Annotated in this window: 14 protein-coding genes; 12 read left to right on the plus strand and 2 right to left on the minus strand. The window is 70.5% G+C overall.

Translation table 11 applies throughout. The annotated features are described in order from the left end of the window. The first annotated feature begins 2 nt into the window (after positions 1 to 2). The 7 genes from FEI13_RS04000 to FEI13_RS04030 all read left to right on the plus strand — a co-directional run bounded on the left by FEI13_RS04000 (position 3) and on the right by FEI13_RS04030 (position 14,388). Complete coding sequence (locus FEI13_RS04000) at positions 3 to 371, plus strand: GPW/gp25 family protein (protein ID WP_138179733.1); 369 nt, start codon at positions 3 to 5, stop codon at positions 369 to 371. Next, positions 368 to 2,956: a putative baseplate assembly protein gene (locus FEI13_RS04005; protein ID WP_138179734.1), complete on the plus strand. Its 2,589-nt coding sequence runs from the start codon at positions 368 to 370 to the stop codon at positions 2,954 to 2,956. Before FEI13_RS04000 ends, FEI13_RS04005 begins: the two co-directional genes overlap by 4 nt. A gap of 2 nt (positions 2,957 to 2,958) precedes the next feature. Then, entirely contained in the window at positions 2,959 to 5,865 is a 2,907-nt protein-coding gene (locus tag FEI13_RS04010) for a putative baseplate assembly protein (protein WP_138179735.1), read from the plus strand. Beyond that, positions 5,862 to 7,919 carry a hypothetical protein gene (locus tag FEI13_RS04015; RefSeq protein ID WP_138179736.1) on the plus strand — a complete coding sequence of 686 codons (2,058 nt, stop codon included), beginning with the start codon at positions 5,862 to 5,864 and terminating at the stop codon, positions 7,917 to 7,919. The genes FEI13_RS04010 and FEI13_RS04015 overlap by 4 nt, the downstream gene beginning before the upstream one ends. A 15-nt stretch (positions 7,920 to 7,934) precedes the next feature. After that, on the plus strand, positions 7,935 to 11,150 hold the full coding sequence (locus tag FEI13_RS04020) for a DUF6519 domain-containing protein (RefSeq protein ID WP_138179737.1): 3,216 nt from the start codon (positions 7,935 to 7,937) through the stop codon (positions 11,148 to 11,150). An 11-nt stretch (positions 11,151 to 11,161) separates the two neighbouring features. Further along, positions 11,162 to 11,662 (plus strand): hypothetical protein, encoded by a 501-nt coding sequence (locus FEI13_RS04025; protein ID WP_138179738.1) that lies wholly within the window; start codon positions 11,162 to 11,164, stop codon positions 11,660 to 11,662. A 203-nt stretch (positions 11,663 to 11,865) separates the two neighbouring features. Then, the gene (locus tag FEI13_RS04030; RefSeq protein ID WP_158294509.1) at positions 11,866 to 14,388 is read left to right on the plus strand and encodes a proprotein convertase P-domain-containing protein; all 2,523 of its coding nucleotides are present in this window, start codon (positions 11,866 to 11,868) and stop codon (positions 14,386 to 14,388) included. Between the two features lie 15 nt (positions 14,389 to 14,403). On the opposite strand, the gene FEI13_RS04035 is transcribed toward FEI13_RS04030, so the two are convergent. Beyond that, positions 14,404 to 15,123, minus strand: coding sequence for a TVP38/TMEM64 family protein (locus FEI13_RS04035; protein ID WP_138179739.1), 720 nt, complete (start codon positions 15,121 to 15,123; stop codon positions 14,404 to 14,406). Positions 15,124 to 15,293: 170 nt separating this feature from the next. Further along, positions 15,294 to 15,563: a hypothetical protein gene (locus FEI13_RS04040; protein WP_138179740.1), complete on the minus strand. Its 270-nt coding sequence runs from the start codon at positions 15,561 to 15,563 to the stop codon at positions 15,294 to 15,296. Positions 15,564 to 15,919: 356 nt separating this feature from the next. Here FEI13_RS04040 and metG point away from each other — a divergent pair, with 356 nt between their 5' ends. The 5 genes from metG to FEI13_RS04065 all read left to right on the plus strand — a co-directional run bounded on the left by metG (position 15,920) and on the right by FEI13_RS04065 (position 20,708). Beyond that, the gene (gene metG, locus FEI13_RS04045) at positions 15,920 to 17,956 is read left to right on the plus strand and encodes a methionine--tRNA ligase (protein WP_138179741.1); all 2,037 of its coding nucleotides are present in this window, start codon (positions 15,920 to 15,922) and stop codon (positions 17,954 to 17,956) included. A 9-nt stretch (positions 17,957 to 17,965) separates the two neighbouring features. Beyond that, entirely contained in the window at positions 17,966 to 18,766 is an 801-nt protein-coding gene (rsxB, locus tag FEI13_RS04050) for an electron transport complex subunit RsxB (protein ID WP_138179742.1), read from the plus strand. Between the two features lie 180 nt (positions 18,767 to 18,946). Then, entirely contained in the window at positions 18,947 to 19,582 is a 636-nt protein-coding gene (gene nth, locus FEI13_RS04055; RefSeq protein WP_138179743.1) for an endonuclease III, read from the plus strand. Positions 19,583 to 19,628: 46 nt separating this feature from the next. Further along, positions 19,629 to 20,387: a YdcF family protein gene (locus FEI13_RS04060; protein ID WP_138179744.1), complete on the plus strand. Its 759-nt coding sequence runs from the start codon at positions 19,629 to 19,631 to the stop codon at positions 20,385 to 20,387. A gap of 51 nt (positions 20,388 to 20,438) precedes the next feature. Next, the gene (locus tag FEI13_RS04065) at positions 20,439 to 20,708 is read left to right on the plus strand and encodes a hypothetical protein (RefSeq protein ID WP_138179745.1); all 270 of its coding nucleotides are present in this window, start codon (positions 20,439 to 20,441) and stop codon (positions 20,706 to 20,708) included. Positions 20,709 to 20,742: the final 34 nt, after the last annotated feature.

The following is a 20,742-nucleotide window of genomic DNA, read 5'->3' on the forward strand; positions in this document are numbered from 1 at the left end:
TGATGACACAACGCCTGCATTTTCCCTATCGCTTCGACGGCCGCGGCCACACTCGCGACGACGAGGAGGCGGCGTGGATCCGCGGCCTCATCGAGCAGGTGCTGTTCACCGCGCCGGGCGAGCGGGTGATGCGCCCGAACTTCGGCAGCGGACTGCGCGAGCTGGTGTTCGCCCCCAACTCGCCAGAGCTGGCCGCGACCACGCAGTTTCTCGTCCAGGGTGCCCTGCAGCAGTGGCTGGGCGAGCTGATCGCGGTCGAGGCGGTTGAAGTCGAGGCCGTGGAGGCCCGCCTCTCGGTCACCGTGCGCTATCGGATCCGCCGCAGCGATGCCCAGCAGACGGCGACCTTCATCCAGGGAGGTGGCCCATGATCTATACCTGCTGCGACGAGAACCGCCGCGCCGCGGTCGACGCCCACCCGACGCTCAACGGCATCGATTTTCTCGAGGTGCTCGACAAGGACTCGCCCGAGGAGGACCTGCGCCAGCGAACGCTGCTGGTGCGCCTGCTCAAGCCCGTGCCCGGCGGTATCGCCCCCCATAACGTGCGTCTCGAGGGCGGCGAGCGAATCCGCGACATCGGCGTCACCTGGGTGGGTATCGCCAGCGCCCCGCCGCCGTCACCGGTGACGACCCAGGCCGAGCGGGACCATTTCACCGCGCTGCCGGAGACGGATCGCGTCCTGCTGGTGCGCACCGACCGCGCCGGCGACTTCTCCCACTATCGGCTGATCCTCGAACAGGCGGTGGACAGCCAGGTGCCGCTGCCGGATTTCGACCCGCGCCTGTCGGCCGTCGCCTTCGGCTTCAAGGTCGAGTGCCCGAGCGACTTCGACTGCGCCGTCGCGCGCGACTGCTCCCCCGAGCCGCGCACCCCGCCGGACCTCAACTACCTGGCCCGCGACTACGCCAGCCTGCGCCGTCTGGTGATCGACCGCCTGAGTCGCCAGATGCCCGGCTGGCGCGATCGCAGCCCGGCGGACCTGGCCACTACCCTGGGCGAACTGATCGCCTACGTGGGCGACCTGCAGCACTATCAGCTCGACGCCATCGGCAGCGAAGCCTACCTGCATACCGCGCGCCGCCGCACCAGCCTGCGCCGCCATGCGCTGCTGGTCGACTACCACCTGCACGAGGGCTGCAATGCCCGGGCCTGGCTGCATGTCGAGATCTCCAGCGGCCCGCCCTTCGCGCTGCCCGACGGCCTGCAGTGCTTCACCTCCGTGCCGGGCGTACCGGCGCGCATTGCCCCCGCCTCGCCCGAGGCGCGCCCCCTGCGCGAGGCGGCGCCGCTGGTGTTCGAGCCACTACTGCTCGAGGACCAGCCGCGCCCCCCGCTGCACCCCGATCACAATCGCTTCGACTTCTACACTTGGGGCGACGTGCGCTGCTGCCTGCCGGTGGGTGCCACGAGTGCGACGCTCGAGGGCCATTGGCCCGATCTCGCGGCCGGCGAGGTGCTGGTGTTCGAGGAGGTGCTCGGCCCGCGCACCGGCGAGGCGGCCGATGCCGACCCCGCCCATCGCCATGCCGTGCGGCTGACCTCGGTGCGCGCCTTCGACGGTGCCAGCCGGCTCACCGATCCGCTCGACGATACCGAGATCACCGAGATCCGCTGGCACGCCGAGGACGCCCTGCCCTTCCCGCTGTGTCTGTCCAGCGAGACCGACGAGGACCACAGCAAGGAGATGCTCAGCCACGTCAGCATCGCGCTGGGCAATATCGTGCTCGTCGATCACGGCGAGCGCATCCTGGACGAGGCGCTCGGGCGCGTGCCCGAGGCGCGGCTGCACTATCCGGCGCTGGCCACCGATGCCTGCGCCCGGGAAGCCCCCGAGCCGCTGCCGCCGCGCTTTCGCCCGCGTCTCGCCGAGGGGCCGGTGACCCACCAGGGGCAGATCGTCAAGACGCGCCTCGAACATGGCCAGCGCCGCAGCGAGCGCCTGGCCTTCGACCCGGAGGCCTCGGCTCACGCCGCCTTCCAGTGGCGCGTCGCCGAGGCGATCCCCCAGGTCACCCTGCGTGATGCCGACGACGCGCCCTGGAGCGCGCGCCGCGTCCTGCTCGACAGCCGCGGCAGCGATGCGCATTTCGTGGTCGAGGTCGAGGACGACGGCGCTGCCCGCCTACGCTTCGGCGATGCGACGCACGGGCGCCGCCCCGCCAGCGGCACCGCCTTGTGCGCCGACTACCGCATCGGCAACGGCCCGGCGGGCAACGTGGGGGCGGACAGCATCGCCCATGTGATAACCGCCGAGGCGCGCATCGCCGCGGTGCGCAACCCGCTGCCGGCCCGTGGCGGGGTTGCCCCGGAAAGCCTCGAGGAGGTGCGCCGCCATGCTCCCCAGGCCTTTCGGACCCAGCAGCGCGCCGTCACCCCGGCCGACTATGCCGAGGTGACCGAGCGCCTCGCCGGCGTGCAGCGCGCCGCCGCCGGCCTGCGCTGGACCGGCAGCTGGTACAGCGTCTTGGTCGCCGTGGATCGCCAGGGCGGCGAGCCGGTCGATGCGGCCTTCGCCAGCGGCGCGCTGGCCCATCTCGACCGCTATCGCATGGCCGGACACGACCTGCGCATCAAGGACCCGGTGCATGTCTCGCTGGAGATCGACCTGCTGGTTTGCGTGGCCCCCGGGACGTTCCGCCACGACGTGCGTCGCGCCCTGCTCGAGGCGCTGGGCAGCCGGACCCGCGCCGACGGCACCCGCGGCCTGTTTCATCCGGACAACTTCAGCTTCGGTCAGACCGTCTTTCTCAGCCCGCTCTATGCGGCCGCCCGGCGCGTCGAGGGGGTCGCCTCGGTCCAGGTGACACGCTTCCACCGCCAGGGGCAGGAAGCGCCCGGCCCGCTGGCCGACGGCTTCATGATGCTTGGCCCCCTCGAGATCGCGCGCCTCGACAACGATCGCAACTTCCCCGAGCACGGCGTGCTGCGCCTCGACCTGCACGGAGGACTCTAGCCATGACGGATCCCTGCGCGCCCCTGCCCCGTGCCGTCGACTGCGGCTGTTGTGCCGGCATCGATGCCGCCACGCCGCGCCGCCTCTACAACCCGCGCGGGCTGGAGGCCATCGCCTACCGAGTCGGGCGTCACGGCGACTTTCTCGAATCGCTGCGCGCGCGCCTCTCCAGCGCTGACCTTCCCGCCCTGGCCGCCCTGACCACCCGGGAAGCCAACGATTTCACCCTGGCCCTCGGCGACGCCCTGGCCAGCTCGCTGGATGTCCTCACCTTCTACACCGAGCGCCTCGCCAACGAGCACTACCTGCGTACCGCCACCGAGCGCCTCTCGGTGCGCGAGATGGCGCGCCTGATCGGCTATGAACTCGCCCCGGGCGTGGCCGCGAGCACCTACCTGGCGTTTACCCTCAAGAGCGTGCCCGGCGCGTCGGTCGCCCCCATCACCGTGCCGGTCGGCACCCGGGTGCAGAGCGTGCCCGGCCAGGACGAGCAGGCGCAGAGCTTCGAGACCGTCGCGTCGACTCCGGCCCGCGCCGAGTGGAACGCCATCCCGGTGAAGGCGAGCACGCCCTGGCGTCCCGCCAAGGGCGATACCGCGCTGTGGCTCGACGGCCTCGCCACCCAGCTGCAGCCCGGCGACGCCATCCTCATCGTCGGCCAGGCGCGCCTCGACGCCCCGGGCAGCGAACACTGGGACGTGCGCGTGCTCGACGCCGTCGCGCCCGACACCGCCGCGCAGCGCACCCGGGTCAGCTGGCGGGAGCCGCTGGGCAGCGTCTTCCCGCCCATGGACCCGGCCGCCACCGCCGCTCAGGTGCACGTGTTTCGCCAGCGCACGGCGCTGTTCGGGCATAACGCCCCCGATGCGAACCTGATGAGCGCCAACAACAGCGATTCGAACGTCGGCCAGCTGATCGACCAGGGCGGCAACAGCGGCTCGATAATCCATGTGTTCATCGACAAGGGGGGCAGTCCGGGCTCGCTTCTCGATAGCGCCTTCACCGCCAAGAAGACCGGCACACTCTGGGAGTGGAAAGACTTCTCGATCGCGCCGCCCGCCATCGACCTCGCCACCGATAACCCCAAGATCGTCGCCGACAGCTGGGTCGCGCTGGTGTCGAACGAACCCGACCGCGGCAGCCCCGAGCTGCCCGGCTACACCGAGCTCTATCGCGTCGCCAGGGTCATGCAGCTGACCCGCAGCAACTTCGGTATCTCCGGCAAGATCACCCGGGTCACGCCCGACACCACCGAGAACCTGACCCCTGAGCGCTTTACCCTGCGCCGCACCCTGGCCCTGGCCCAGAGCGAGCGCCTGGTCCCCACGGCCACGCCGCTGTGGCATCCCGTCCACGGCGACCATCTCGTTCTCGATCGGCGCGTCGACGGCCTGCACCCGGGCCAGCCGCTAGCGCTCACCGGCCGACGTCAGCGTCTCTCGCTTGCCTCCGAGGCCACCGGCCTGAGCCTCGTCCTCGACAGCGGCGAGAGCGTTCCCCTCGAGGGCGGCGATGAGCTGTTCATGGCGGCCCCCGCGGTGCGAGTGATCGGCAAGTCGAACCTCAAGGCGCTCGACGCCGAGACCTTCGCCGCCCTGATCGGCCAGCCGGGCGTGCACCTTCGCCTTGCACTGATCGACCGGGACGCTCGCCAGGGCACCCTGGAGGTCGACGCCGACCGCATTCGCCTCGCGCCGGGGCGCAGCGACGACCCGGCGGTCAGCGAGATCGGGGTGATCGACACCATCGTGGAAACGACGCCCCCCAGCCGCGACCACACCCGGCTGCGCCTGCAAGAAGCCACGGCGCATGTGTTCGAGCGCGCCAGCCTGCGGATCAACGCCAACGTGGCGCCTGCCACCCACGGCGAGGGCGTCGAGGCGATACTCGGCAGCGGTGATGCCGGCGCGGCCAACCAGCGCCTGGCCCTCGACCAGGCGCCGCTCACCTTCGTCGGCGCCGACACGCCGAGCGGTCGCGCCTCGACCCTGGAAGTACGCGTCAGCGACGTCCAGTGGCAGGAAGTGGCGACGCTGCACGGCCAGCCCCCCGACCGCCATGTCTTCGCGACCCGCCAGGACGACGCCGGCCGCACCACCGTGCAGTTCGGCGACGGCCGCGAGGGCGCCCGGCTGCCCAGCGGCGAGAGCAACGTGCGGGCGCGCTACCGCAAGGGGCTGGGCACATCCGGCAACCTGGCGTCGGGTACGCTCACCACCCTGCTGAGCCGACCGCTGGGGGTGAGCGAGGCGACCAACCCAGTGCCGGCTACCGGCGGCGAAGACGCCGAAACGCTCGCCAGGGCCCGGCACAACGCCCCGCTCACCGTGCTCACCCTGGAGCGCGCGGTGTCTATCGACGACTACGCCAACTTCGCCCGCGCCTTCGCCGGCATCGACAAGGCACACGCCCTGTGGCTTCCCGCCGGGCCGGCCCAGGGAATATGGCTGACCCTCGCCGGCGTCGACGGCGCCGAGCTGCCCGTCACCGGCGACACCCTGGCCAACCTGCGACAGGCACTGGTCCGCTATGGTGCCCCCCTGGTACCGCTGCGGCTGGTGAACTACCTCGACGCCCGCTTTCGCTGCCGTCTGTCGCTCAAGGTGCTCGCCAGCTTAGAGCCGGATCCGGTGATGGCCAGGGTCGAGGCCGCCCTGCGCGATCGTTTCGGCTTTGCACGGCGCGCGTTCGGGCAGGCCGTGTCGGTGGACGAGGTGGCCGCCGTGGCGCAGGCGGTGCGCGGCGTCGAGGCGGTGCATGTCACACGACTGCACCGCACCGGCACATCGCCCACCGTGGTGCCGCGGCTGTTCGCGGCCCTGCCGGTGGCCTCGCTCACCGAGCTGCCCCAGGCCGCCGAGCTGCTCACCCTGGACGCGGCCCCGATCGAGCTGGAGGTGCTGCCATGAGCCCCGAGACCCAGCGCCTATTCGACCTGCTCCCGGCCATTCACCGCCTGCGCGATGCCGAACTCGCCCGAGCGCTGGGCCTGGCGCGCGGCCCCCTCGAAGAACTGGTGACGGTGCTCGCCGAGCAGCTGGAGGTCGCCGAGGAGGGTCTCGAGCAGCTCCACGACGACCTGTTCATCGAGACCTGCGCCGACTGGGTGGTGCCCTATCTCGGCGACCTGATCGGCTATCGCGGCCTGCACGACGTCGGCGACGGCGCCAGCGCGCGTGCCGAGGTGGCCCACACCATCGCGCTGCGCCGGCGCAAGGGCACGGCCCTGGTGCTCGAGCAGCTGGCCCGCGACGTCACCGGCTGGGATGCTCGGGCGGTGGAGTATTTCCAGCGACTGTGTACCACCCAGTACATGAACCACCCCCGCCGCCACAGCCTCCAGTCACCCGATCTGCGCCACGGGGCGGCGCTGGAGTGGCTCGACAGCGTCTTCGAGAGCGCCAACCGCAGCGTCGAGGTGCGACGCATCGAATCCGGCCGCGGGCGCCACAACCTGCCCAACGTCGGCCTGCACCTGTGGCGGATCCGGGCCTATCCGCATCGCGACTCACCCGCCACGCGCGCCGGTCCGCGTCGTTACCGGGCCAGCCCCCTGGGGCATGATCTGCCGCTGTATAACCGGCCCCGGGCCGAGGACGACATCACCCACCTGGCGGAGCCGGACAACGTGCCGCTGCCGCTAACCCGCCGCCGGCTGCACGAGGCGCTGGCCCGCCACTACGGCGCCCCCGACGCCGCCCCACGCCCAGCGCTCTCGCTGCGGGTCGGCCAGGACGTCATCCCCCGCGAGCAGATCCGCATCTGCAATCTCTCGGACGAGGGCGCGAGCTGGGCCCACACCCCGCCGCCCGACGGCACCTACGCCCTCGACCCGGTACTGGGGCGCATCGCCCTGCCGGCGGATGCCCCCGACCCGGCGGACGTCTGGCTCCACTGGCAGGAGGGCTTCTGCGCCGACCTCGGCGGCGGCGAATATTCCCGCCTGGCCACGCTGCCCACGCCGGCGGACACGACCAACGTGCAACACGTACCCGATGACCAGCCGACGCTGGCCGCCGCCCTCACCGCGCTAGGGGGCGACGGCGTGATCGAAATCACCAACAGCGCCCGCTACAGCGAGACCCTGACCCTCGAGGTGGCGGCCGGCGGCAGCCTCGAGATCCGCGCCGCCGACGTCCACCGGCCGACCCTCGACCTCGGCGGGCTCAGCGTGCACGGCGGCGAACACAGCGCCTGCCGCCTGAACGGCCTGCTGATCACCGGCACGCCGCTCAGCGTGCCCGATGCCGACGGCAACGCCCTGTCGCGCCTCGAGCTTGCGCACTGCACCCTGGTGCCCGGCATCGGCCTGAATCCCGACGGCTCGCCGACCGACCCGGTCACCCCTAGCCTCAGACTCGAGCTCGCGGGTCTCGAGACCCGGCTCACCCGCTGCATCGTCGGCGGCGTGCGCAGCCACGAGCGCGCCGCCTTCCGCGCCACGGACTGCCTGATCGACGCCATCGCCCCCCAGGGGGTCGCCTACGCCGCCCTCGACGACGAGGGCCCGGGCGCGGTGCTGTCGCTGTGCAGCTGCACGGTCATCGGCAAGCTCCATGCCAGCGAGATCGCGTTGGTCTCCAACACCATCCTGCTGGCGGCACTGACCAGCGACGCCGGCTGGGCGGCCCCGGTGCTTGCGGTTCGCAAGCAGATCGGCTGCGTGCGCTACTCCTGGCTGCCCCTGGCGTCCATCGTGCCCCGGCGCCACCGCTGCCAGCCCGACCCGGCCGCCGATGGCCCGGATATCGCCCCACGCTTCAACTCGCTGCATTACGGCACCCCGGCCTACGGCCAGCTCGCCGCGGCCACCCCGCCGGAGATCCTATGCGGCGCCGACGACGAGAGCGAGATGGGCGTCTATCACCATCTCGCCGGCGCCCTGCGCGAGACCAACCTGCGCATCCGACTCGCCGAGTATCTGCGGGTGAGCCTGCGGGCCGGCATCTTTCACGAATCCTGAGAGAGGGAGTCCATCATGAGTTTCGATCTGAGCCGCGTCCGCTTCGATGCCCGACGGGACTTTCTCGGCGTCGTCATGCAGCAGGGCCGGGTGCAGCTGGACGCCGACTGGAACGAGTGGGTCGCCCAGCTCGCGCGGCGCCTCCAGGCCGGCACCCTGGACACCCTGGGCGGCAACGCGGTGCCGCGCATCACCCCCGAGGGCTTCCGCATCGAGGCCAGCGGCGGCGCACTGACCATCGGCGTGGGGCGAATCTACGTCGACGGGCTGCTGGCCGAGAACCACGGCGGTCCGCCCGAGGCCTGGGCATCGCGTCTCGCCGAGGCGGTCGGCACCGCGCCGCTCGACTATAGCGACCAGCCCTACTACCCCGAGCCGCCGGCCCTGCCCGAGGGCCCGGGGCCGCATCTGGTATATGCCGACGTCTGGCAGCGCGAGGTCACCGCGGTGATCGACCCGACGCTGATCGAGCCGGCGGTGGGCGTGGAGACCACGGGCCGCCTGCAGACCGTCTGGCAGGTCAAGGTGCTCCCCGAGGTGGGCGACATCGGCTGCACCACCGACCCCGCCGATATCCCCGGCTGGCCGGCCGCCATCGCGCCCTCGGGCGCGCGGCTGATCACGGCCACCGCCGCCACGACCCCGGAGCCCGATCCCTGCCGGGTGCCGCCCCAGGCCGGCTATCGCGGCCTGGAGAACCAGCTCTACCGGGTCGAGGTGCATACCGGCGGCGCCCTGGGCAGCGCCACCTTCAAGTGGTCGCGGGACAACGCCAGCGTCGCCTCCCGGGTCACCCATATCAATCCGGCGCGCACCCGCATCACCGTGGAGAGTCTCGGTCGCGACGAGGTGCTGGGCTTTCACGCGGGTGACTGGGTGGAGGTGACCGACGACTGGCGCGAGCTGCACGGCCTGCCCGGCGAACTGCGCCGTATCCGGCCGGGCGATGGCGTGGATGCCACCGCCCGCACCCTCGAGTTCGATGTCGCGCTCACCGACGGCTGGTTTCCGGTGGACGGCCAGGACGCCACCGACGCGACCCGCCATACCCGGGTGCGCCGCTGGGACCAGTCCGGGCAGGTGCGTCTCGAGGACGGCAGCCCCCTGGCCGGCCATGACCTGGACGCCCCCGGCAGCAGCGGCGAGATCAGCATCCCGCCGGCCGGCACGCGGCTGCTGCTCGAGCACGGCATCCTGGTCGAGTTCGACCTCGACCCGGCCGGTAGCGACTTCCATTCCGGCGACCACTGGGTGTTCACCGCGCGCAGCGAGCAGGCCGATATCGAGCGGCTCGACCGGGCGCCGCCACTGGGCATCCACCATCACTATGCGCGCCTCGCACTGGTCAGCTTCCCCGATGACGAGACCGACTGCCGGACGCTATGGCCTCCGCTGCCCGCCGACGAGAGCTGCGCGTGCACGATCTGCGTGTCGGCCGAGGGCCATAACGACGGCACGGCGACCATCCAGCAGGCCATCGATGCGATCAAGGACAGCGGCGGCACCCTCTGCCTGGGCATCGGCCGCTACGCGATCGACACGCCGCTCGACGTGCACGACGCTCGCTCGCTGCGCATTCGTGGGCAGGGCTGGGCGACGCTGCTGGTCGGCCAGCGCCCGGGCACGCTACTCGACGTCGCCGACGGCACCGGCGTGGCCGTTGAGGACTTTACCGTCATCGGCGTGGCCAGCGAGGGCGTCACGCCCCTGATGGCGGTGCGCGACACCATCGACTTTCGCGCCGAGCATCTCAACGTGCTCGGGCTGGCCGCCACCAATGATGCCACCAGCGTGGCCATCGGCCTGACCGGCAACCTGCTCGGGGTTCGCATCGAGGCGTGTGCGCTGGTGGCCGAGCGCGGCATCGCCCGGGTCGCCGGCGGCGATCGCGACTACCTGCTGACCGGCGAGCTGCACATCGCCCGCAACCTGATTCTCGCCGACCGGCGCGGGATCAGCCTGGACGGCCTGTGCCTGCACTACGCCAGCACGCGTCTCGAGGGCAACCTGGCGCTACTCGGCCGCGAGGCGGCCATCGTCGCCACCGGCGCCACCCTGCCCGGCTCACCGCTGGCGATCACCGACAACGTGATCCATACCCTCGGCGACGGCATCCGCGCCGGCGTGGATGCGCTGGCCATCGAGGGCAACGACATCACCGGCCAGCAGGGCAGTGGCGACGGCATCGTGCTCGAGAAGGGGCTCGACCCCATCGCCCTCGACGGCGTGCGCGTGTGCCGCAATCGGCTGCGCACGCTGGGCGGCCATGCCATTGTCGTCACCCACCGGCTGGAAGAGGCGGTTGTCGCCGACAATCACATCGACGGCATAGGCCTCGGGGCGCTGGTGATGAGCGAGGGCGGCGCGGCCGGCCAGCTGCGCCTGAGCGGCAACCACTGCGACCGGCTCGGCCTGGCCGTGAGCGGCGACGACCTTGCCTTCGCCGCCCTGCAGCTGGTGCGCGTCGAACGCGGTGAGGTGCTCGACAACGTGCTGGCCCATGTGGCCCGCCAGGCCGTCGCCAGCCCCGCCATCGATGCGCTGCGGGCCGTGGGGGTCGGCCAGCTGCGCATCGCCGGCAATCGCTTCCACGGCATCGGCCCCGACCGCAGCGCCGGTCCCATCGTCGCCGCTCGCCTGCTGTTGCCCCTGGACCATCTCGTCTTCGCCGACAACAGCATCGACCGGCTCGGCGACGACGATCCGTCACCGAGCCTCGCTGAGTGGCGCGCCCTCGAGATCACCCCGACGCCCAGGCGCAGCCCGCGCTATCGCGCCGCCGCGGCCTTCGTCATGGCGGAGCGGGATACCGATGCCGCGGCTGCCGCCCGCGCCGCCCCCGCCTATGTGGTGACCGACACCCTGGTCAGCGCCCTGCCGGTCGCCGTCGGCCAGGTGTCGATCCGCGGCAACCGCCTGCGCGCGCACTTCTCAAGCACCCCGTTGATTCGCTGCGCCAGCGTCGATACTTGCCTGTTTGCCGACAACGTCTGCGAAGCGATTGTCGAGGAAGGCGCCAAGGAGCCGCTGCTCGGCCAGCTGAGCGCACGCGCGCTCAATGCCAGCCACAACCGGCTGATTGCACCGGGCGATTTTCAAACACTCTGGCTCTTCCCGGTCGGGCACCAGCAGGCCATCGTCATCGGCAACACCAGTACGGGACCCATCGACGTGCCCACCGGCAGTCCCGTTCCCCCGGACATCACTCTCACCAACCTCATCGGCATCTGACGGAGGCGCCCATGGCCATTGCCACCTACCGCGGCGAAAAGACGGTCGCCGAGCTCGCCACCAGGCTCTACACGCGCCTCACCTTGCGCCAGCGAGACAAGGCCGAGACCGCGCTGCTCAGGGCTAACCCCCGGCTGCGCGACCTGAAGCGCCTGCCCCAGGGCGCGGTGCTCGAGGTGCCGACACTCGACGGCCCGCGCCTGCGCGCCCGAGGCGATGCCGCAGCCCCCATCGACGAAATCGGCGATGAGGTGTCGGCGGCGCTAAAGGCCTTCGGCCAGCGGCTCGAGACACGCTTCGAGACCGACCAGAAGGACACCCAGGTCGCGCTCAAGCTGATGAAGAGCGCCGCCTTCAAGCGGGTGCTCGGCGAGCACCCGGAGCTGGAAAAGAGCGTCAATCTCGCCGCCAAGACGCTGACCACCCGCAGCAAGGCAACGGTGGAGCGGCAGAAGGCCGTCGAGACGGCACTCAAGCAGGCCCTGGCCGGCCTCGAGAAGGGGCCGCGGTAGCCGTAGCCGCTCGGCCCTTCATTGGGTTCTTCACAGATCCGCGTGACGCCGCGAATCTGCCGGAACGAATGGCGTGGGAGAGTTGCTAAACTGAAGGGGCTCTGGTCCGGGACTGACATCTTGCTGATGTGACGGCACCGGTCAGCCATTCCTTACAGTGCGCGCGGAGAGCCGCGGCACGAGGCCCGACAGGGAGTGCCGAGATGATCTACACCTACCGCGGCGGCAAGCGACTCGAGCTCCACAAGCGCCCCGACCAGTTCGTCTCCCGGGCGCTGCCGGAGGCACTACGGGCGGCGGGTATCGCCGACGATGCCGAACAGGTATCGTCGGCATCGTCGCGTGTCCGCACCCGTACCCGCGACCTGGAGGCGCAGATGGCCCGCGGGCGGGCCCTGGCTCCGACCCATCACGCCTACACCCTGGCCGAGACCGGCGAGGATTTCCTGATCACCGATCGCATCTTCGTCACCTTCCGGGAAGCGCTGCCCGCCGAGCGAGTCGCCGAGTTCGCAGGCCGTTACGGCCTGCGCCAGCGGGAGCGCTACTCGGACCGGGACTACCTCTTCCAGCTCACCGACCACACCGGCATAAATCCGGTCAAGCTGGTGGTGCGGCTCTCCGAGGAGGAGCCGCTGGTGGCCCTGGCGGAGAACGACCTCAACTACCTGGTCGCCAAGCAGGCCTTCGAGCCCCCCGCCGATCCCGAATACGCCCGCCAGTGGCACCTGCACGGCCACCTCGCCCACCCCGAGGTCGACCCTCGCGCCCATGTCCACTGCGAGGCGGCCTGGCGGCTGCTGGACGGCTTCGGCAGCCCGGAGGTGGTGATCGGCGTCACCGACGACGGTTGCAAGCTCGACCATCCTGATTTCGACGCCCCCGGCAAGTTCGCCGGCTGGGGCTATTTCACCGGCACCCGCCTGCTCGCCGATCGCGACATCGACGCCAGGCCCGACGCCATGTACCAGGCGGGGGCCAACCATGGCACCTCCTGCGCCGGGGTGAGCGCCGGCGAGGCCGATGCCGTGCTCACCGTGGGCGCCGCCCCGGGGTGTCGGCTGCTGCCGATCAAGTGGGAATCCCAGGGGCCATCGCTGCTGATCAACGACTCCAAGATGCTCACGGCCCTCGGCTTCCTGGCCGACAAGGTAGACGTACTCTCCAACTCCTGGGGGGCGGTGCCACGCTTCCTGTTCGCCACCATGGTCATCGCGCGCATCACCCGGCTCGCCACCAGCGGTGGCCGGCGCGGGCGCGGCATCCTCTTCCTGTGGGCGGCGGGCAACGAGAACTGCCCGATCCTCCATGAGGCCGAGGTGGACGTGCCCTACACCCACGGCTGGGTGCAGCAGGGCGGCGGTTGGCAATGGGGCGGAGTGGCGACCGCACGCCGCTTCATCAACAACCTGGTCGAGATCCCCGGGGTGATGCACGTGGCGGCGCTGGCCAGCACCGCGCGCCGCAGCCACTACTCCAACTACGGCACCGGCATCGCACTCTGCGCGCCGAGCAGCAATAGCCACGCCTACTTCCGCATGGAGGTGGCGGGGCTCGGCATTACCACCGCCAGCGGCGAGAGCGGCGACCTCGCCCGCGACTTCGGCGGCACCTCCAGCGCCACCCCGCTGGTCGCCGGCGTGGCCGGCCTGGTGCTCTCGGCGAACCCGGAGCTAAGCGCCCTGGAACTGGCCTCGCTGCTGCGCCGCACCGCCGCCAAGGACCTCGACGCCACCCCCTACCCGCGCACCCCGCCGGCGAACTTCGATCCCGAGCCCGGCTGGGACGTCTCGCCCATTACGCCGTTCGACCGCGGGGCCTTCCAGGACATCGGCCACGACGACGGCAGCTGGAGCCCCTGGTTCGGCCATGGCCGAGTGGATGCCGAGGCCGCGGTGGCCGAGGCCCTGGCGAGCCATGACGACACCGCGCCCTCTTCCGGCCACCGCTTCGTGTCGCGCCCCGGCGCGACGATCCCCGACCACGACCCGGCCGGCATCCACGACGTCCTCGAGGTCGACCGGCTCGGGCGGCTGAGCTTCCTGCGCGTGGCGGTGGACATCCGCCACTCCTGGATCGGCGACCTGGTGGTCAGCCTCGTCTCGCCCTCGGGCCGCGAGGCGACGCTCCACGATCGCCAGGGTGGCAGTCGCAACGACCTCGGCCAGACCTGGGAGGCCGCCAGCCTGCCCGCCCTGCGGAGCTTCGAGGGCGAGCCCGCCGAGGGCCCCTGGACGCTGCGGGTACGCGACGAGGCCGCCGCCGACACCGGGCGGCTCGAGGAGTGGTCGCTGGAACTCGGGGTGATCGCCCCGACGCCCGGCGTCGCCGCCGAAGAGGCGCCTGGCGTGAGCATCCCCGACAACCGGGCCGAGGGCATCGTGCGCGTCCTCGCCGTCGCCGAGGTGGGGCTGATCGCCGAGATTGCGGTGACCCTGGACATCACCCACACCTGGATCGGCGACCTGCGGGTGATCCTGCATTCGCCTTCCGGCACCGCGGTGCGGCTTCACGATCGCCGCGGCGGGAGCCAGGACAACCTGCGGGCGAGCTACCACTCCACCGAGGTGGCGGCACTCGAGGCCCTGCACGGCGAGCCCTGCCAGGGCGACTGGCGACTCGAGGTGCAGGACCTCGCCGCCCGGGACGTCGGCAAGCTCAACCGCTGGGCCCTCGACATCCGCCTGCAACCAGGCACCTCGGCACCCGCCGGTGACACCCCCTGAGCGGCCGCCTCCGGCTTACCACCGCGGCGGGCCATCCTGGCGATGGTGCCGCAGATGGTCCACGAAGGCCCGCCAACGCACCGGCAGCCGGATCCAGCCGGCATCGACCATCTTCGGCAGCGCGACCAGTAGACAGACGACCGCCAGCCCCACCGCCATCGCCCAGCCGCTGTCGATGGCGATCCCCTTCCCGGCCAGCACGTAGATCAGGGTCATCGGCGACATGCCGAGTGCCGTCGCCACCAGGAAGCGGCCGGTGCTGAGCGCCGTGAGCCCCGCCGCATAGCTGATCAGCGCGAAGGAGACGACGGGAATCAGCCGGGCCACGAGCACCATGCTGAAGAGAATGTGCTGCGGACATTCGGGAAACAGGGCGACATGCCCATGCAGGAGCCGCTCGATGACCGGCCGGCCCACCAGCCGGGCGATCCAGAAGCTCAGGCCGGCGCCCGTCAGGGCCCCGGTCATGCTGAGCAGAAAGGCCAGCAGGGGATCATAGATCATGCCCGCCGCCACGCTGACCACCATGGTGGGAATGGGACCAACCACCACCGTGAGCGCCATCACGCCCGCCAGCATCGGCGGCCCCCAGGGCCCCAGTCTCAAGCCTAAGCGCTCCAGGCGAACGGGATCGATCCACCCCGCCTGATAGACCCAGATCCCCAACGCCACCAGCCCCGCCAGCATCAGCAGTGCCAGCAGCGCCTGCTTCCCATGCCGTGGTTCGATTCTCATATTGCCATTACCGTCCCTTGCCCGTGCTCTGATGTGGTGTGAGGGCGACCATGTCGGCAACAGACTGGCCCATCACGGTCAGGCCCCATCGACCAGACGTGGCCCACAAAAAGGCCCGGTGCACTCATGCACCGGGCCCGGGCCATCATGGGACGATGGGCAGACCGAACTCAGTTGCAGGGTACCACGGTGCGCTGGGTGCTCAGGGCCCAGAGCTTCTGGCCGTCCGGGGTCTTGCCCTGTTCACTCCAGGTCTCGGTGACCTTGACGCAGTAGGAGCCGAGGCTCTCGGTGGTCACCTGAGGGTCGGCGGGACGCTCGTTGCCGATGCGCATGATGTCGGGATTCTCGCTGGTATAGTTCGGGGCGATGGCCCCACCGGCACAGCCGGTGAGCAGCGCGACAAAGCCCATGACGGGCAGGATACGGCGAAATGCCATGGGAGATACCTCCGTGAAGAACATTGGGGTCCACCGAAGGTGACGTCAGGCTGATGAGTCCGTTGGCAGGCCACTCCATCCACTGGGCCCCCGCCGTCGGAGAGGGGACTCTACCGGAGTCGTCGGGCCGTGCCAAACGTCGCCCGCCGGCGACGACGCGCCAGGGCCCCGTCCCCGGCAGGCGACGCGGCGGACGTCGGCGCTCCCCGATGGCCGACCGCCGGGCGGGTGCAGCGGGGGAGGAAGATGCTACAATCCCAGCCCTGATTTCACGGATATGTCGCATGGCGGCCTCGACTTCGCCCCGGCGTCGAGTCGGCCGCCATCTACCACGCTTACGGAACCTCAGAGCCACCATGTCGAATACCGCCCCGCGCAAGATCCTGGTCACCAGCGCCCTGCCCTACGCCAACGGCGCCATCCACCTGGGCCACCTGCTGGAGTACATCCAGACCGACATCTGGGTGCGCTTCCAGAAGAGTCGCGGCCACGAGTGCCACTACGTCTGCGCCGACGACGCCCACGGCACCGCAATCATGCTGCGCGCGGAGCAGGAAGGCATCACCTCGGAGGCGCTGATCGAGCGCGTCTCCCGCGACCACCAGGACGACTTCTCCCGCTTCGGGGTGGCCTTCGACAACTACCACTCGACCCACTCCGTGGAGAACCGCCACTTCAGCGAGCTGATCTACACCCGGCTGCGCGACAAGGGGCACATCGCCACCCGCGATATCGAGCAGATGTTCGACCCGGCGAAGGGGCTGTTCCTGGCCGACCGCTTCATCAAGGGCACCTGCCCGAAGTGCAACACCGAGGACCAGTACGGCGACAACTGCGAGGCCTGCGGGGCCACCTACACGCCGGCCGAGCTGATCGCCCCGGTCTCGGCGATCTCCGGCGCCACCCCCGAGGTGAGAAGCTCCACCCACTACTTCTTCAAGCTGCCGGACTTCGCCGACTTCCTGAAGGCCTGGATCGACGACGATCACGTCCAGCCGCAGATCCGCAACAAGCTGATGGAGTGGTTCGAGTCGGGCTTCAACGAGTGGGACATCTCCCGCGACGCCCCCTACTTCGGCTTCGAGATCCCCGATGCGCCGGGCAAGTACTTCTACGTCTGGCTCGACGCGCCGATCGGCTACCTGGCGAGCTTCCAGAACCTCTGCGAGCGTGAGGGCATCGATTTCGACGCCTACTGGAACAAGGACTCCGACGCCGAGGTCTACCACTTCATCGGCAAGGACATCGTCTACTTCCACGCGCTGTTCTGGCCGGCCATGCTGCACGGGGCGGACTTCCGCACCCCCACGGCGGTGAACTGCCACGGCTTCGTGACGGTCAACGGCGCCAAGATGTCCAAGTCCCGGGGCACCTTCATCAAGGCGGCCACCTACGCCGACCACCTCAACCCCGAGTACCTGCGCTACTACTTCGCCGCCAAGCTGACCTCCGGGGTCGACGACCTGGACCTCAACCTCGAGGACTTCGCCGCGCGCGTCAACAGCGACCTGGTCGGCAAGGTGGTCAACATCGCCAGCCGCTGCGCCGGCTTCGTCAAGAAGCTCGGTGGCGGCCGGCTCGCCGCCCACTGCAGCGAGCCCGACATGGTCGCCCGCTTCATCGCCGCCGGCGACGAGATCGCCGAGGAGTTCGAGGCGCGCGAGTTCGGCCGCGCCATGCGCCGCATCATGGAGCTGGCCGACGAGGCCAACACCTACATCGCCGAGGCCGAGCCCTGGGTGCTGGCCAAGCAGGAGGGCCGCGAGCAGGAGGTGCTCGACATCTGCTCAGTGGGCATCAACCTGTTCCGCCAGCTGATGGTCTACCTGGCCCCGGTGGTGCCGGCCATGGCCGATCAGGCCCGCGACTTCCTGACGCTCGAGAGCCTCGACTGGCACAGCCGCCACGCCCTGCTGGTGGATCACGAGATCGCCAAGTTCAAGCCGCTGATGACCCGCGTCGAGCGCGACAAGATCGATGCCATGATGATGGCCTCGAAGGAGGATCTGGTGGAAGAGCAGAAACTGAAAGAGGTCGCCAAGGGCCTCCTGGCCGAGGCGCCGATCGCCGACGAGATCGCCTTCGACGACTTCGCCAAGGTCGACCTGCGCATCGCGCGGATCGCCAAGGCCGAGTACGTCGAGAAGGCCGACAAGCTGCTCAAGCTGACCCTGGATCTGGGCGGCGAGAGCCGCACCGTGTTCGCCGGCATCCGCGCCTCCTATGCGCCCGAGGCCCTGGAGGGTCGCCTGACGGTGATGGTGGCCAACCTGGCCCCGCGCAAGATGCGCTTCGGCGTCTCCGAGGGCATGGTGCTCGCCGCCGGCAACGACGAGGGTATCACCCTACTGAGCCCCGACGCCGGCGCCGAGCCTGGCCAGCGGGTCAGCTGAGCGACCGTGGTGACGGAAACCGCTGGCGCCTCGCGCGCCGAACTGATCGAGGCGATCGACGCCCTGCTGCCCCAGACCCAGTGCGGCAAGTGCGGCCAACCGGGCTGTCGCCCCTACGCCGAGGCGATCGTCGACGGCGAGCCGATCAACCGTTGCCCGCCCGGCGGGGAGTCGACGGTGGCTCGACTGGCCGAGCTGACCGGCCGCGAGCCTCTGCCGCTCGCCGAGCCGGCCCAGTCGCCGCTGGTGGCCTGGATCCGCGAGGACGAGTGCATCGGCTGCACCAAGTGCATCCAGGCCTGCCCGGTGGACGCCATCCTTGGCGCCGCGAAGCGGATGCACACGGTCATCGCCGAGGAGTGCACCGGCTGCGAGCTCTGCGTGGCGCCCTGCCCCGTGGACTGCATCGACCTGCTGCCCCATCCCGCCTGGGAGGCCGCCGCAAGCGACGCGGAACGCGACGCTTACCTGGCCCGGCGCGCCGCCCTGGGCCGGCGGCGTCATCGCGCCCGCCAGCAGCGCCTGGCGCGGGAGGCGCGCGAGAAGCGCCTGGAGCGCCAGAAGCGGCTGATCCAGCAGCGCCAACAAGCGGGACGCACGCCGGCGGCCGGCCCCATGCCCCAACGCCAGCGGCAGATGGCCGTCAAGGCGGCGGAGCAGGCGCTACGCCGCGCCCGCCAGCAGCTGGCCCATGCCGAACGCCAGGGAGACGCCGCCGCCCGGGCGGCGGCGCGACAGCAGGTCGATGCCGCACAGCGACTACTCGACGATGCCCGCAGGGCGCTGGAGCAATCCGCCGCGGCAGAATGACACCCGACACCTTCCCGCACCATCGCGTGGGGCTTATCCGGCAACAGGCCTAGGAGGAGGCGCTATGAATACTTCCCTGTACGCTACCGACGCCATCCTTAGCGTAGGACCTTGTGTCTCTCCAGTGAGGGGTCCTCTTCAGCCTGTTACCGGCGTCCCTCGCCCTTGCCAGGGACTGCCATGAACGCCCAGAAACGTCACGAGATCTTCGCGCGGCTGCGCGACCACAACCCCGAGCCGACCACCGAGCTTCACTGGTCCACCCCCTTCGAGCTGCTTGCCGCGGTGCTGCTCTCGGCCCAGGCCACCGACGTGGGGGTCAACAAGGCCACGGCCCGACTCTTCCCGGTGGCCAACACGCCCCAGGCGATCCTCGACCTGGGCCTCGACGGCCTGAAGGAGCACATCCGCACCATCGGCCTCTACAACACCAAGGCCGAAAACCTGATGAAGGCCTGCCGGATCCTGGTCGAGCAGCACGCGGGCGAGGTCCCGCGCACCCGCCAGGCCCTGGAGGCGCTGCCGGGCGTGGGCCGCAAGACCGCCAACGTGGTGCTCAACACCGCCTTCGGTGAGCCCACCATCGCCGTGGACACACATATCTTCCGCGTCTCCAACCGCACCGGGATCGCCAAGGGCAAGGACGTGGTCGAGGTCGAGCAGAAACTGCTGCGCCACGTGCCCAGGGAGTTCCGCCAGGATGCGCACCACTGGCTGATCCTGCACGGGCGCTACACCTGCCTGGCCCGTCGGCCGCGCTGCGGCAGCTGCGTCATCGAGGACCTCTGCGAGTTCAAGGACAAGATCGACCTCTAGGGCAAACCGGAGAGACCATCACCACGACAACAAGAAGCCCTTCATCATGGCGATACTCGAGATCCTGCTGTTCCCCCCACTGATCAACGTGCTGCTGACCCTGCTGGGGCTCGCCCTGTGGTCTCACTGGCGGCTGCTCGGCGGCCTGCTGGTGGTGCTGGGCCTGGGCGGTCTGCTCATCCTGGCCACCCCGATGGCCAGCCACGCCCTTCGTCAGGGTCTCGAGGCGCCGGCGCTGATCGGCCCGAGTCAGCTCCGCGAGGCCCAGGTCATCGTCATCCTGGGCGGCGGTCGCGACTTTGATGCCCCGGAGTTCGGCTGGGGCGACGCCCCGGCCAATGCCAGCTGGCGACGGCTGGCCTACGGCGCCCACCTACACCGCCAGACCGGGCTGCCGATCCTGGTCAGCGGTGGCCGGGGCCATGACGAACACAGCGCCGAGGCGAGCCTGATGGCCGCGGCACTGCGCGAGGTGTTCGAGGTGCCAGTACGCTGGATGGAGGGGCGCAGCGGCGACACCGCGGAGAACGCCCGCTTCAGCGCCGAGATGCTGGGCGCGAGCGGCATCGACCGCGTCGCGCTGGTCTCCCAGGCCTGGCACCTGCCCCGGGCACAGGCCGCCTTCGAACGGTCGGGCCTTGGCGTCACGCCGGCCCCGACCGAGTTCGCGAGCCCCCCACCCGACGGCCTCGACGCCTGGTTGCCCCGGGTCTACCACCTGCACCAGAGCACCCGCGCCCTGCACGAGTGGCTGGGTCGCGCGGAACTCGCCCTGCGCGAGCAGCTGCTGCGCCGCGGTGAGTGAGCCCGCATCCGCCCTTTCCCCCTCGGCCCATTCTCCGACAAGAGACTCGACATGCTGGATCTCCTGCTCCCCCTGAGCCTGTCCGCCGTCTTCGGCACCCTCGTCGGCACGGCGTTTCGCCTCTCCCGCCTGCCGGGCCGCGCGCGCCCCCTGCGCTTCCCGCTGGTGGGCCTCACCGCCGGCATCACGGCCTTCTTCCTCCACCTGGTGCTGAACGCGGTGACCGGCGCGCCGGTCTGGCTGCTGCCGGTGCTGGTGATCCTGCAGGTCTGGCTGTGGCTGGGGCCGCTGGGGCCGAAGGTCGACCGGCCTCGGGACTGAGCTCTACGCAACGCCCTCGAGGCGACATCACCAC

Source organism: Halomonas urmiana (genome assembly GCF_005780185.1).
In the GTDB taxonomy this organism is placed as follows: domain Bacteria; phylum Pseudomonadota; class Gammaproteobacteria; order Pseudomonadales; family Halomonadaceae; genus Halomonas; species Halomonas urmiana.

Bases quoted from the DNA above. Each gene is read 5' to 3' on its own strand.
- FEI13_RS04000 (WP_138179733.1), top strand. From the start codon at position 3: ATGACACAACGCCTGCATTTTCCCTATCGCTTCGACGGCCGCGGCCAC.
- FEI13_RS04005 (WP_138179734.1), top strand. From the start codon at position 368: ATGATCTATACCTGCTGCGACGAGAACCGCCGCGCCGCGGTCGACGCC.
- FEI13_RS04010 (WP_138179735.1), top strand. From the start codon at position 2,959: ATGACGGATCCCTGCGCGCCCCTGCCCCGTGCCGTCGACTGCGGCTGT.
- FEI13_RS04015 (WP_138179736.1), top strand. From the start codon at position 5,862: ATGAGCCCCGAGACCCAGCGCCTATTCGACCTGCTCCCGGCCATTCAC.
- FEI13_RS04020 (WP_138179737.1), top strand. From the start codon at position 7,935: ATGAGTTTCGATCTGAGCCGCGTCCGCTTCGATGCCCGACGGGACTTT.
- FEI13_RS04025 (WP_138179738.1), top strand. From the start codon at position 11,162: ATGGCCATTGCCACCTACCGCGGCGAAAAGACGGTCGCCGAGCTCGCC.
- FEI13_RS04030 (WP_158294509.1), top strand. From the start codon at position 11,866: ATGATCTACACCTACCGCGGCGGCAAGCGACTCGAGCTCCACAAGCGC.
- FEI13_RS04035 (WP_138179739.1), bottom strand. From the start codon at position 15,123: ATGAGAATCGAACCACGGCATGGGAAGCAGGCGCTGCTGGCACTGCTG.
- FEI13_RS04040 (WP_138179740.1), bottom strand. From the start codon at position 15,563: ATGGCATTTCGCCGTATCCTGCCCGTCATGGGCTTTGTCGCGCTGCTC.
- metG (WP_138179741.1), top strand. From the start codon at position 15,920: ATGTCGAATACCGCCCCGCGCAAGATCCTGGTCACCAGCGCCCTGCCC.
- nth (WP_138179743.1), top strand. From the start codon at position 18,947: ATGAACGCCCAGAAACGTCACGAGATCTTCGCGCGGCTGCGCGACCAC.
- FEI13_RS04060 (WP_138179744.1), top strand. From the start codon at position 19,629: ATGGCGATACTCGAGATCCTGCTGTTCCCCCCACTGATCAACGTGCTG.
- FEI13_RS04065 (WP_138179745.1), top strand. From the start codon at position 20,439: ATGCTGGATCTCCTGCTCCCCCTGAGCCTGTCCGCCGTCTTCGGCACC.